Source organism: Micromonospora sp. WMMC264 (assembly GCF_027497275.1).
Lineage (GTDB): Bacteria > Actinomycetota > Actinomycetes > Mycobacteriales > Micromonosporaceae > Micromonospora > Micromonospora chalcea.
In genome coordinates, this window is the sequence record NZ_CP114907.1 from 1,736,225 (window position 1) to 1,749,317 (window position 13,093).

Annotated in this window: 9 protein-coding genes; 8 read left to right on the forward strand and 1 reads right to left on the reverse strand. The window is 73.9% G+C overall.

The window, feature by feature from the left end:
- Window positions 1-52 precede the first annotated feature (52 nt).
- The 6 genes from O7542_RS07050 (at window position 53) to O7542_RS07075 (ending at window position 7,422) form a co-directional block, all read left to right on the forward strand.
- Window positions 53-1,651 (forward strand): FAD-dependent monooxygenase, encoded by a 1,599-nt coding sequence (locus O7542_RS07050; RefSeq protein ID WP_281605917.1) that lies wholly within the window; start codon window positions 53-55, stop codon window positions 1,649-1,651.
- Window positions 1,652-1,729: 78 nt separating this feature from the next.
- Window positions 1,730-2,971: a 3-deoxy-7-phosphoheptulonate synthase gene (locus O7542_RS07055; RefSeq protein ID WP_210872420.1), complete on the forward strand. Its 1,242-nt coding sequence runs from the start codon at window positions 1,730-1,732 to the stop codon at window positions 2,969-2,971.
- Between the two features lie 345 nt (window positions 2,972-3,316).
- The gene (locus tag O7542_RS07060; RefSeq protein ID WP_197494849.1) at window positions 3,317-4,255 is read left to right on the forward strand and encodes a ParB N-terminal domain-containing protein; all 939 of its coding nucleotides are present in this window, start codon (window positions 3,317-3,319) and stop codon (window positions 4,253-4,255) included.
- 180 nt (window positions 4,256-4,435) lie between these two features.
- Complete coding sequence (locus O7542_RS07065) at window positions 4,436-5,917, forward strand: vanadium-dependent haloperoxidase (protein WP_197494850.1); 1,482 nt, start codon at window positions 4,436-4,438, stop codon at window positions 5,915-5,917.
- Window positions 5,918-6,025: 108 nt separating this feature from the next.
- Complete coding sequence (locus O7542_RS07070) at window positions 6,026-6,364, forward strand: PadR family transcriptional regulator (protein WP_043323114.1); 339 nt, start codon at window positions 6,026-6,028, stop codon at window positions 6,362-6,364.
- Entirely contained in the window at window positions 6,361-7,422 is a 1,062-nt protein-coding gene (locus O7542_RS07075) for a hypothetical protein (protein WP_281605918.1), read from the forward strand. The genes O7542_RS07070 and O7542_RS07075 overlap by 4 nt, the downstream gene beginning before the upstream one ends.
- Here O7542_RS07075 and O7542_RS07080 read toward each other — a convergent pair.
- Window positions 7,419-9,410 carry an acyl-CoA dehydrogenase gene (locus O7542_RS07080; protein WP_281605919.1) on the reverse strand — a complete coding sequence of 664 codons (1,992 nt, stop codon included), beginning with the start codon at window positions 9,408-9,410 and terminating at the stop codon, window positions 7,419-7,421. The genes O7542_RS07075 and O7542_RS07080 overlap by 4 nt on opposite strands.
- A 176-nt stretch (window positions 9,411-9,586) precedes the next feature.
- Here O7542_RS07080 and O7542_RS07085 point away from each other — a divergent pair, with 176 nt between their 5' ends.
- Both O7542_RS07085 and O7542_RS07090 read left to right on the forward strand, forming a co-directional pair.
- Window positions 9,587-11,308: an ABC transporter ATP-binding protein gene (locus tag O7542_RS07085; protein WP_166456210.1), complete on the forward strand. Its 1,722-nt coding sequence runs from the start codon at window positions 9,587-9,589 to the stop codon at window positions 11,306-11,308.
- Window positions 11,305-13,089 (forward strand): ABC transporter ATP-binding protein, encoded by a 1,785-nt coding sequence (locus tag O7542_RS07090; protein ID WP_166456211.1) that lies wholly within the window; start codon window positions 11,305-11,307, stop codon window positions 13,087-13,089. Before O7542_RS07085 ends, O7542_RS07090 begins: the two co-directional genes overlap by 4 nt.
- Window positions 13,090-13,093 lie beyond the last annotated feature (4 nt).

Below are 13,093 nucleotides of genomic sequence, written 5' to 3' on the forward strand. Positions count from 1 at the left end.
CACGGTGTGGGGCGGCCCCCTCCGCCGCCCCACACCCCCTCGGGAGGCAACTGTGGATCCGGTACCGGTTCTGGTCGTGGGCGCGGGCCCGGTCGGCATGGTCACCGCGCTGGCGCTCGCCCGTCACGGCGTCGCCTGCGTCCTCGTCGACCAGGGCTTCGAGACGTCCGTCCATCCCAAGCTGGACTACGTCAACGCCCGCAGCATGGAGTTCTTCCGGCAGTTCGGCCTCGCCGACGACGTGCGTGCCGCCGGCGTCGCGCCCGAGCACCGGTCCGACGTGATCTGGTCGACCGGCCTCGCCGGTGAGCCGATCACCAGGTGGGGCCTGCCCTCGGTGACGCAGGAGTGGCGCCGCATCGCCGAGCACAACGACGGCACCCAGCCGGCCGAGCCGGGCCAGCGGATCTCCCAGATCGACCTGGAGCCGGTCCTGCGGGCGCGCTGCCGGCGGGAACCGCTCGTCGACCTGCGCCTCGGCGTACGGTTCGACTCGCTGACCCAGGACGACGCGGGGGTCACCAGCGTGCTGGCCGACGACACCGGCGGCGAGGTCCGGCTGCGGTCGCGGTACGTCGTCGGGTGCGACGGTGCGTCGAGCCGGGTCCGCCGGGCCGTGGGCATCGGCGAGGAGGGCTTCGACGTGCCCGGCCTGCCGGGCGCATTCATGGTGCACTTCACCAGCCGGGACCTGGACAGCCTGCACCGGCACGGCCGGTTCTGGCACTACTTCGCGTTCCGGTACGTGATCATCGCGCAGGACGAGGTGGACACCTGGACCGCGCACGTCAACGGGATCGACCCGAACGAGTTCGACGAGCCGCCGGCCGACCCGGAGGCGTTCCTGCTCGACACGATCCGCACCGAGCTGCGGATCGACAAGGTGCTGCTCACCTCGCGCTGGCGTCCCGGCTTCATGCTCGCCGACCGGTACCGCGCCGGCCGGGTGCTCCTCGCCGGGGACTCGGCGCACCGGATGTTCCCCACCGGCGCGTACGGCATGAACACCGGCATCGGTGACGCCGTCGACGTGGCCTGGAAGCTCGCCGCTGTCGTCCGGGGCTTCGGCGGTCCCGCGCTGCTCGACAGCTACGACGCCGAACGCCGCCCGGTGGGGCGGCGCAACATGCACACCTCGCACCGGCACCTGGGCGTGCACCTGCGGGCGGGGGAACTGCTGCGCGACGGCGCCCCGCTGCCGTCCGTCGCGGCCTTCCTCGACGCCGAGCGGGGCGAGAACGAGTACCGGGGCATCGAGCTGGGCTACCGCTATGCCGGCTCGCCGGTGCTCCGGCCGGAGGGCCCGGCCGAACCCCCGGACGACCCGCGGGCGTACACCCCGACGACCTGGCCCGGCGCCCGCCCGCCCAGCCTCCTGCTCAGTGGCGGGCAGCAGATCTTCGACCGGTTCGACCCGGCCTCGTTCACCCTCGTGGACTTCACCGGCGACGGCGCCGCCGATCCGCTGCTGGCAGCGGCGGCCGCGCGGGGCCTGCCGGTCACCCACACCGTGGTGACCGACGCCCGGGCCCGCGAGCTGTGGGAACGCGACCTCGTCCTGCTGCGGCCGGACCACCACGTCGCCTGGCGGGGCAACACCGCGCCGCCGGACCCCGACGCCGTGGTCCAGCGCGTACGGGGTGGCGGATAGGCGCGACGTGCCGTCACCGGCGGCCGGGTCACGCGCACACGCGACCGGCGGTCCGGCTGACTCTCGACTGGAGGACAGATGCAGCAATCCGGTTCAACGGCGGAACGCAGCCCACTCGGGCCGTGGGAGGGCAAGCCGGCGGTCCAGCAACCGGACTGGCAGGACCACCCGGCGTACGCCCAGACCTGTGCGGCGTTGGCGGCGGCCCCGCCGCTGGTCCCGCCCGGGGAGGTACGGCGGCTCCGGCAGGCGTTGTCGGAGCTGGCGTCGGCCGGCGGGCTCCTGCTGCAGTTGGGCGACTGCGCCGAGAGCCTCTACGAGTGCACCCCCCGGCACACCTCGGACAAGATCGAGGTCATCGACCGGCTGGGGGACCGGCTCAGTGAGCTCACCGGGCGCAACGTGCTGCGGGTGGGCCGGATGGCCGGGCAGTTCGCCAAGCCCCGGTCGCAGGCGACGGAGTGGCACGACGCGCTGAGTATCCCCTCCTTCCGCGGCCACATGATCAATTCCGAGCTGGCCGCGCCCGGTACGCGCAAGGCCGACCCGCGCCGCATGTGGTGGGCGTACGAGGCGAGCGACCGGGTGCAGCGGGTGCTGCGCGCCCACCGGGAGGGGGCCGGGCGGGCCGCGCGGACCGAGGGACCCTGGTCGAGCCACGAGGCCCTCGTTGTCGACTACGAGTCCCGGCTGATCCGCCGGGACCCGGACACGGGTGAGCGCTACCTGGCGTCGACCCACCTGCCGTGGGTGGGGGAGCGGACCCGCCGCTCCGCCGAGGCGCACGTGGCCATGCTGTCCACTGTGGCGAACCCGGTCGGCTGCAAGATCGGGCCGGACGCCGACCCGGACGAGGTCCTGCGGGTGTGCGAGGCGCTCGACCCGCGGCGCGAGCCCGGCCGTCTCGTCCTGATCCCGCGGATGGGCCGGGGCCGGATCCGGGAGGCCCTGCCGCCGATCGTCCGCGCGGTGGTGAACGCGGGGCACCCGGTGCTCTGGTTGAGCGATCCCATGCACGGCAACACCGTCAAGGCCTCGGTCGGCCTGAAGACGCGGCACCTCTCCGACGTGGTCACCGAGGCGCTGTGGTTCCGCGACATCCTCGACCGGCAGCGGCAGCACGCCGCCGGGCTGCACGTCGAGGTCGCCGCCACCGACGTGACCGAGTGCGTCGGCGGTTCGGTGGCCGGCGAGGACGACCTGGCGCGTCACTACACCTCGCTGTGCGACCCCCGGCTCAACCCGGGGCAGGCCACCGAGTTGATCGAAGCGTGGGCCAAGGACACCGCGACGGTCGGCCCGGCGCCGAGGCGGCCCTGAGGTGCCGACCGTTTTCGAACTGCGGGAAAATTGACAGAAGGAGACCTGCCGGAGCAAATTCGGCCAGGCTAGCCGCGCCGCAGTTCGTCGTCCACTACCTGCGTGGGTAGTGTCTACTACCCGTGCCGGGACCGTCAGTGGTGTTGCCCAGCAGGAATCCCATCGCAATGATGTGTGGGAAGGTGTAATCCTTCGATCGGTGACGCGCGCACCTCATCTTATCCGCACGGAATCCTGTCTCGGCTGAAGCGAGTGTTTCCAATGTGGGGCAACTCAAACACGCTGGAAGTGAAGGGCAACGACGAGAGATTTCCCCTGCCGGACGCAGCTACGGAGGATCGGTCTGTGCTTGGCGAGACGGTTCCGGTTTCCGCGCTGCTGCCCGGCGACTCCCCGCGGCTGGCGGGAGAGAACGTCGAGCACATCCGGCTGCTGGCCGCGATGCACGACCTCCCCCCGATCCTCGTGCAGCGCGGCACGATGCGGGTGATCGACGGCATGCACCGGCTGCGGGCCGCCAAGCTGCGCGGCGACGAGACCGTACGGGTGACGTTCTTCGACGGCGACGACGCCGCGGCGTTCCTGCTCTCGGTCGACGCCAACATCAAACACGGGCTGCCGCTGTCCCGCGCCGACCGGGAGGCCGCCGCCACCCGCATCCTGCGGTTGTATCCGCAGTGGTCGGACCGCGCCGTCGCCGCCGCCGCCGGGCTGTCCCCGACCACGGTCAGCGGCATCCGGCGCCGCCTGCTGCAACCGGCGGCGCGGGAGGGCAGCCGGGTGGGACGGGACGGCCGGGTCCGCCCGCTGGACGGCTCGGCGGGCCGCCGTCGGGCCAGCGCGGTCATCGCGCTCCGGCCGGACGCGCCCCTGCGTGCCATCGCGAAGGAGGCCGGGGTGTCGGTGGGCACGGCGCGGGACGTGCGCGCCCGGCTGCAGGCGGGCCGGGACCCGGTCCTGACCCCGCAGCGGCCGGCGGCCGAGCCCGAGCCGGCCGCCGACGACGGGTCGGAGGCGCGCAGGCGCCGGCCGGGTCAGGCCCCGGCGCCGCCCGTCGACTGGCCGGCGGTACGCGGGAACCTGATCCGCGACCCCGCGGTGAAGTACGCCGAGGTGGGCCGGGCCTTCGTCCGGTGGGCCGACGGGCACGTGGTCGACCCGGCCGCCTGGCGCGAGTTCGTCGACGCCGTGCCGCCGTACTGGCGCACATCGGTGGCCGAGCTGGCCCGCTCGTGCGCCGCCGCCTGGCTGGCGTTCGCCCAGGAGCTGGAGGACCGGGCGTGAAAACGGCGGTCCACATATTTGCGGCGGTTGTCGACAGCGCGTCGAATTCCGTTGCCGTCGCCACTACCCGATCGAGTAGTGGACCGGCGTGAATAACGCGCGTTAATGTTCCTTCGATCCGCTGCCCTCATTTTCGGTGAGCACATTTGTGCGGCGGTCCAATGGAGAGGAGAATTCCCGGTGAAGATTCTGAGGCGGCCGCGGAAACGGCATCTCGGGGGTGCCGCGGCCGTCGCCGCGGCGATCGCCCTGGTGGTGTCGCTGACAAACGGTGTGTCGGCGGCCCCGCAGGCAGCGACCTTCGACCTCGACCACGGGAACGCCCTGACCGACGTCATCTACCCGGCCCTCAACACCGAGCCGCGGGTCGAGTACAGCGGCCGGCCCGGGTCCTGGGCCGCGGACCGGGCCATGCTCATCGAACTGCCGTGGTTCGACGCCCTGGCGGCGTACCACCCCACCGCGGTCGGCATCTTCTCCACCATCGGCCGCCGTCCCGCCGAGGAGCACACGACGCGCAACAAGAACATCGCCGTCATCTACTCGGCCTACACCTCGCTCAGCAAGCTCTACCCGCAGCACGAGGCGACCTGGCAGCGGATGATGGCCACCGCGGGCCTGGACCCGGCGGTCACCGCGGAGGACCGCACCACCGCCAGCGGCATCGGCATCCTCGCCGCGAAGAACGCGATGGCGGCGCGCCGCAACGACGGCACGAACCGGGACGGCGACGCGGGCGGCCGCCGCTACAACCGTGAGCCGTACGCCGACCACACCGGCTACCGGCCGGTCAACAGCCCGTACGAGCTGCGCTTCCCGTCGCGCTGGCAGCCGAACACCATCTCCAAGCGTGAGGTCGTCAACACGCAGGAGTTCGCGACGCCCCAGTTCGGCCGGGTCAAGCCGATCACCTTCGACCGGCCCGAGCAGTTCCGGCTCACCCCGCCGGCGAACCACCACCTGCTGAACCCGAAGGGCTACCGCAAGCAGGCCGACGAGGTGCTGCGCGCCTCGGCCGGCCTGGACGACCGCAAGAAGATGAGCGCGGAGATCTTCAGCGACAACATCACGCCGTACGGCGCCATCGCGCACACGCTGCTGCGGGGCCGGTACAACACCGAGGACTCCGTCCGGTTCATCGTGATGACGGACGTCGCCGGGTTCGACGTGGCGATCGCCTCCTGGTACTACATGCGCAAGTACGATTCGGTGCAGCCGTTCAGCGCGATCCGCCACCTGTACCCGAACAAGAAGCTGACCGCGTGGGGCGGCCCGGGCCGGGGCACCGTCAACGACATCACCGGCACCCAATGGCGCAGCTACCTCAGCTCGGTCGCCATCGCAGCTCCGGAGTACCCGTCGGTAAACGCGGCGGTCTGCGTCGCCTACGCCCAGGTCGCGCGCCGGTTCACCGGCACCGACAAGCTGACCGTGGTGATCCCGGTGCGCAAGGGCTCCTCGATCGTGGAGCCGGGCGTGACCCCGGCCGCCGACATGATGCTGACCTGGAACAGCTACTCGGAGTGGGCCGCCGAGTGCGGGCAGAGCCGGGTCTGGGCCGGCGAGAACTTCCCCGCCTCGGTCGCGGCCGTCGACCAGTACGCGCCGCAGCTCGGTGACCGTGCCTTCGACTTCGTCCAGCGCAAGCTGAACGGGCGCTGATCCCCGCTGTGCCGGTCCGCGCTGCCGGCCATGCCCTCGGGCGTGGCCGGCAGCGCGCGTTCCGACCCCCTCACCACATGTCTTGCATAGCAAGGTATCTTGCGAGGCATGGACGGGGCACGTGAGCGGATCACCACGAACATCCGCAAGGGCGTGCTGGAGTACTGCGTGCTCGCGCTGCTCTCACGGCGCGACATGTACGGCCTGGAACTGGCCGACTGGCTCGCCGTGCGCGGCCTGACCGCCAGCGAGGGCAGCCTGTATCCGCTGCTCGCCCGCATGCGGCAGGCCGGCACCGTGCAGACCCGGTGGGTGGCCCCCGAGCAGGGGCACGCCCGGCGGTACTACGCGATCACCGACCAGGGGCGGGCGCACCTGCGGGTGTTCGCGACGGTGTGGCGGGAGATCCAGCCGCACGTGGACGAGTTGATGGGGGAGGAAGGATGAGCGACGACGGCCTCCCGGAGGCGGCGTGGGCCTACCTGCGGGCGCTGGACGCGGAGTTGTCGGACGTCCCGTCCGGCACGGCGGAGGAGATCGTCGCGGATGTCCGCGCGCACATCGCCGACGCCCTCGACAGCGGGCGGAGCGCCGACGAGGTCCTCGCCGGCCTGGGTGCCGCGCCGGACGTGGCCCGGCAGGCGCGGGAGGAACTGGGGCTACCGGACCAGGACCGCCCGGAGCGGGTCGGCCGGACGCTGTCCCTGGTCGCGTCGGCGGTCGGCGTGCTGATCGCCGTGTGCGTGAGCTTCCTGCTGCCGTCCACAGTGCCGGTCGAGCCGATCCAGGCCGACGCCGGCGAGCCGGGCGTCCTCGGCCGGCTCGGTCCGGGGATCGCGCTGCTCACGCTGCTGCCGGCGCTCGTCGCGGCCGCGCCGCTCGTGGCGCCCGCCCGGGTACGCGCCGGGTCGCGGCTCGCCGGCGCGATCGCGCTGACCATGTTCGCCTGCGCGGTCGGCGAGACGGGCCTGTACTACTTCCCGCTCGCGCTGGTGGCGTGGGCGGCGGCGCTCGTGCCGTGGGCCGTGCGGCGAGGCGCCGGGGGACGGTGGTGGCACGTCCTGGCCGGTGGGATCGTGGCGATGCCCGGCGTGCTCGTGGCGGTCGCGTCGGCCGGCGGCTCGGTCGGTGTCGGCTGGGTGGGCGCGGCGCTGTGGATCGCCGGGCCGGTCGCGGCCGGTGCGCTGTGCGCCTACGGATTCCGGGCCGGGTACGCGGTGACCGCGCTGGCCGGCGCGCTGGTCATGATCCTCGCGATGGCCGAGCGCGGCTTCCTGTTCGCCGCCTTCTGGCTGTTCGGCGGGCTGTACCTGGCGCTCGGTGCCGCCGGGTACGCGGCGGCGCGGCCGGCCGACGGCGACCCCGCCACCGCGCGGGCGGCCGACGGTGACCCCACCTCACCGCCCGTCGACGGCGACCCCGCCGGGGCGCCCGGCGCACCGGCCCGGCCGCGACCTGAGCCGGCCACGGAGGCGGACCCGGAGGCCGCGGCGCCGGCCGGCTAGGCCGGCACGGCCTGCTGATCCGCGGCGGCGTCGTGCGCGGCCATCGCCTCCTGGCGTCCGGGCTCCTCGCGCAGGATCGCGGCGTGCAGCCAGGCGTCCGGGATGGCGAACCCGTCCACGAGCGTGCGCATGTACGGGCGCAGCTCCTTGAGCAGCCCGTTCACCACGCTGGTGATCGTCTTCGAGCGGGCCGGGGTGAGCCGGCCGTGCTCCAGCAGCCAGCCCTTGTTCGCCTCGATCACGGTGAGCGCGTACAGGTCGCAGACCCGGGACAGCAGCTCCTTGACCGCCGGGTCGGCGGTGGCGTCGATCCCGGCGACGAACGCCTCCAGCGTCACCCGGTCGATGTGCGCGGCGGCGACGGCGAGGACGTGGTCCTGGACGTCGTTGAAGATGTCGAAGGGTCGGTCCTTCTTGGTCGACGCGCCACCGCGCAGGCGGCGCACCGCGCTGTCGAGCAGGTGCTCCTCGCGGTCCTCGAAGAGCTTGAGCTGCCAGCCCCGGTCGGTGACGGCGACCTCGTCGTCGCGGCCCGGCACCGCGCTGACCAGGCGTGCGATCAGCGCCCGCGCGGCGGTGCGTTCCAGCACCATCTCGCGTACCTGCTCGGCGACGAAGGAGGCGCGGCCCCAGCCGTCGAGCGAGCCGAACTCGTCCCGGTAGCCGGTCAGCAACCCCTTGGCGACCAGTTGCAGCAGCACCGTGTTGTCGCCCTCGAAGGTGGTGAAGACATCGGTGTCGGCCTTGAGGCTGGGCAGGCGGTTCTCGGACAGGTAGCCGGCGCCGCCACACGCCTCCCGGCACATCTGGATGGTGCGGGTCGCGTGCCAGGTCTGCGCCGCCTTGAGACCGGCGGCCCGGGACTCCAGCTCCCGCTGCCGGTGCTCGTCGACCGGCCCGTCGCCGCCCTGGATGTCGTCGAGCGCCGCGACCAGCTCCGCCTGGGCGAAGCTCAGCGCGTACGTGGTGGCCAGCGCGGGCAGCAGCTTGCGCTGGTGCGCCAGGTAGTCGTTGAGCAGCACCTCGCGCTCGCCGTCGGCGTCGCTGAACTGCCGGCGGATGTCGCCGTAGCGCACCGCGATGGCCAGCGCCGACTTGGTGGCCGCCGACGCCGCGCCGCCCACGCTCACCCGGCCCCGGACCAGGGTGCCCAGCATGGTGAAGAAGCGCCGGGAGTCGTTCTCGATCGGGCTGGAGTACGTGCCGTCCTCGGCGACCTGCGCGTACCGGTCCAGCAGCATGTCCCGCGGCACCCGCACGTGGTCGAAGCTGAGCCGCCCGTTGTCCACGCCGAGCAGGCCGGCCTTGGGTCCGGCGTCGCCGATGGTCACGCCGGGCATCGGCCGGCCGTGCTCGTCGCGGATCGGCACCAGCCAGGCGTGCACGCCGTGCCGGCGCCCGCCGGTGACGAGCTGGGCGAAGACCACAGCCATCCGCCCGTCCCGGGCCGCGTTGCCGATGTAGTCCTTGCGCGCCGCCTCGTGCGGCGTGTGCAGGTCGAAGGTCTGGGTCTGCGGGTCGTACACGCAGGTGGTGCGCAGTTGCTGCACGTCCGAGCCGTGGCCGGTCTCGGTCATCGCGAAGCAGCCGAAGAGCCGGCCCGCGACGATGTCGGGCAGGTAGGCGTCGTGGTGCCGCTTCGTGCCGAGCGCGGCGACCGCGCCGCCGAACAGGCCCCACTGGACGCCGGCCTTCACCATCAGTGACAGGTCCACCTGGGCCAGCATCTCGGTGGCGACGATCGAGGCGCCCACGTCGCCGCGGCCGCCGTACTCGACGGGGAAGCCCGAGGCGATGCCCAGTTCGACAGGGAGTTCGGACAGTAGCCGGGTGATGCGCTCGCGAGCCTGGTCACCGGTCTCGCCGTACACCGGGAGGAAGCGTTCGTCGAGGTGTTCGCGGTGCGCCCGGCGGACGTCGGCCCACCGGCCGTCAAGCGTTTCCCGCAGGCGTGCGATGTCGATGCGGCCGGCTGCGTGATCGAACATTGTCACTCCTCGGTGCAGTGGACATTTGCGTACACTCTCGGCCTGATCAACATTACCGGCGGTGATCGCGCGCCGCTGGCGGAGCGCGTGGTGAGCCCGGCCACCCCCCGGCGGTTCGGCTGCCCGCGAAGCTGAGGTTAGGCTGTCCTCACTTCAAGCACTGGAGGCATCCCCTCGTGTCCCCGCTTCCCCCCGGCAGCGCCGTCACCGCCCGGCACGTGCTCCGCCAGGCGCTGCGCCGCCAGCGCCGCCCGGTGCTGATCGGCGTGACCCTGCTCGGGCTGCACCAGGTCACCGAGGCGCTCGTGCCGGTGGCGATCGGCGTCATCATCGACCGGGCCGTGGTGACCGGCGACCCGTGGGCGCTCGCGTACTCCGTCGCCGGCCTCGCCGCCCTGTTCACCGTGCTGGCGTTCGCCTACCGCAACGGCGCCCGCCAGGCGTTCGCGGCCGTGGAGCGGGAGGCGCACCTGCTACGGGTGGAACTGGCCGAGCGCGCGCTCGACCCGCGCGGGCACCGCTCCGGCCTACGCGACGGCGAACTGCTCTCGGTCGCCGCCTCCGACGCCGAACTCTCCGCGTACGTGGTCCGGGTGGCCGGCTTCGGCGTCGCCGCGGTGAGCGCGCTGACCGTCGCGGCCGTCGCGCTGCTGGTCATCGACGTCCCGCTCGGACTCGGCGTGCTCATCGGCGTACCGGTGCTGGTCCTGGCGCTGCAACGGATGGCACCGCTGCTGTCCCGGCGCAGCGCCTCCCAGCAGGAGGCCCTCGCCGAGACCACGGCGCTCGCCGTCGACCTCGTCTCCGGCCTGCGTGTGCTGCGCGGCATCGGCGCCCAGCACCACGCCGCCGGCCGGTACGCCGCCGCCAGCCGGCGCGCCCTCGCCGTGACGCTGCGCGCCGCCAACACCAAGGGCCTGCACCTCGGGCTCACCACCGCCGCGAACGGCCTCTTCCTCGCCGCTGTCGCCGGTGCCGCCGGCTGGCTCGCCCTGCGTGGCCGGCTCACCATCGGTGAACTGGTGACAGTGGTCGGGCTCGCGCAGTTCGTCGCCGAGCCGGTGCAGACGCTGGGCTACTGCGTGCAGTTGTTCGCGATGGCCCGCGCCTCCGCGGCCCGGGTCGCGCGCGTGCTCGGCGCCGAGCCGCTGACCCGGCCGGGCGCCGCGTCCCGGCCGGACCGTACGGACGGGCCGCGGCTCGTCCTCGACCACGTCGGGCACGCCGCGCTGGACGGGGTGTGCCTGCGGGTCGACCCGGGGGAGATCGTCGGCGTGCTGGCGTACGACCCGGCCGACGCGGACGCGCTGGTCGCATTGCTGTCCGGACGGGTGCCCGCGGACCGGCGCCGGGGCGCGGTACGCGTCGACGGCGTACCCGCCGACGACCTGGACATCGACGCGATGCGCGGCGCCGTGCTGGTCGAGCCGCACGACGTGACGCTGTTCGAGGGAACCGTGGCCGCCAACCTCGCCGCCGGCCGCAGCACCGACGAGGGATGCCTGCGCGCCGCGGTCCGGGCGGCCGCGGCGGACGACGTGGTGGACGCGCACCCCGGCGGCCTCGGCCACCGGCTCGTCGAGCGCGGCGCCAACCTCTCCGGCGGCCAGCGCCAGCGGCTCGGGCTGGCGCGGGCGTTGCACGCCGACCCGCCGGTGCTCGTGCTGCACGACCCCACGACCGCAGTGGACGCCGCCACCGAGGCCCAACTCGCCGACGGACTGGCCGGCGCGCGCCGCGACGCGCCCCGGGGCACGCTGCTGGTCACCAGCAGCCCCGCCCTGCTGCGGATCACCGACCGGGTGGTGGTGATCGCCGACGGCCGGGTGACCGCCGAAGGGACGCACGAGCACCTGCTGGCCACCGACGCCCGCTACCGCGAGGAGACACTGCGGTGACCGCTGACCCGCGTACCGCCGAACCCGGCCGGGCGTTGCTGCCCACCGCGACCGCCCGGCGGACCTGGACGACGCTCGGCGCGGAGTTCCGGCGGCGGCCCGGCCTCAGCGCCGCCGCGACCGCCGTGCTCGTCGCCGCCGCCACCGGCGGGCTGGTCGCGCCCTGGGTGCTCGGCCGCCTCGTCGACGACGTCATCGCCGATGCCCCGGTCTCCCGGATCGCCGGCCGGGTCGCGGTGATCGCCGGCGCGGCAGTGCTCACCGGGCTGCTCACCGCCGCCGGGGCCGCGCTCGCGTCCCGCCTGGGCGAGACCGTGCTAGCCCGGCTGCGCGAGCGGGTGCTCGACCGGGCGCTGCACCTGCCCTCGGCGACGCTGGAACGGGCCGGCACCGGTGACCTGCTGGCCCGGGTCGGCGACGACGTGGCGGTGGTGACGAACGTGATCGCGGTCAGCGGTCCGGCGTTCGTCGGCGCGCTGCTGTCCGTGGTGCTGACCGTGTTCGGGCTGGTCGCGCTCGACTGGCGGCTCGGCCTCGCCGGGCTGGTGGCAGCGCCCGCGTACGCGCTGGCGCTGCGCTGGTACCTGCGCCGGTCCGCGCCGTACTACGCCCGCGAGCGCGTCGCCACCGGCGAGCGGACACAGGCCATGGCCGGCGCGCTGCGCGGCGCGGCGACAGTGCGCGCGTACCGGACCGAGGACGCGCACGTCGCGGCGATCGCCGAGCGTTCCGGCGTGGCGCGCGACCTGTCGCTGGAGATCTTCAACCTGCACACCCGCTTCGGGCTGCGGATCAACAGGTCGGAGTTCCTCGGCCTGGCCGCGGTGCTCGTCGCCGGGTTCTTCCTGGTCCGCGGCGACCTGGTCACGGTGGGCGCGGCGACCACCGCCGCGCTCTACTTCCACCGGCTGTTCAACCCGATCGGCCTGCTGCTGATGGAGTCCGACTCGGTGCTGCAGGCCGGCGCGAGCCTCGCCCGGCTGGTCGGCGTGGCCACGCTGCCCGACACCGCCCCGTCCGCGCCGTCGGCGGCCGGGCGGCGCGGCCCGGCGGCGCTGGACGTCACGGTCCGCCGGCACCGCTACGACGACGACGGCCCCCTGGTCCTGGCCGACGTCGAGCTGCGCCTGGCCCCGGGTGAGCGGGTCGCGCTCGTGGGTGCCAGCGGCGCGGGCAAGAGCACGCTCGCCGGCATCGCCGCCGGGATCATCGCGCCCACCGACGGGTCGGTACGCCTGGGCGGCGTGCCGCTGACCGAGCGGGGCGAGCACGCCGTGCGGCGCGACGTCGCGCTGGTCAGCCAGGAGGTGCACGTCTTCGCCGGGCCGCTCGCCGAGGACCTGCGCCTGGCCGCCCCGGACGCCACCGACGCCGAACTGCTCGACGCGCTGGACCGGGTCGGCGCCACCACCTGGCTGCGCGCGCTGCCGGACGGGCTGGCCACGGCGGTCGGCGAGGGCGGCCACCGGCTCACCGCCGCGCAGGCCCAGCAGGTCGCCCTGGCCCGGCTGGTGCTGGCCGCGCCCGCCGTCGCCGTGCTGGACGAGGCGACCGCCGAGGCCGGCAGCGCCGGAGCGCGTGACCTGGACCGGGCGGCGCTGGCCGCCACCGAGGGACGGACCACGCTGATCGTGGCGCACCGGCTCAGCCAGGCGGTCGCCGCCGACCGGATCGTCCTGCTCGACCACGGGCGGATCGTGGAGCAGGGCACGCACTCGGAACTGCTCGCCGCCGACGGCCGGTACGGGCGTCTGTGGCGCTCCTGGAGCGTCCCGGTATGACCGC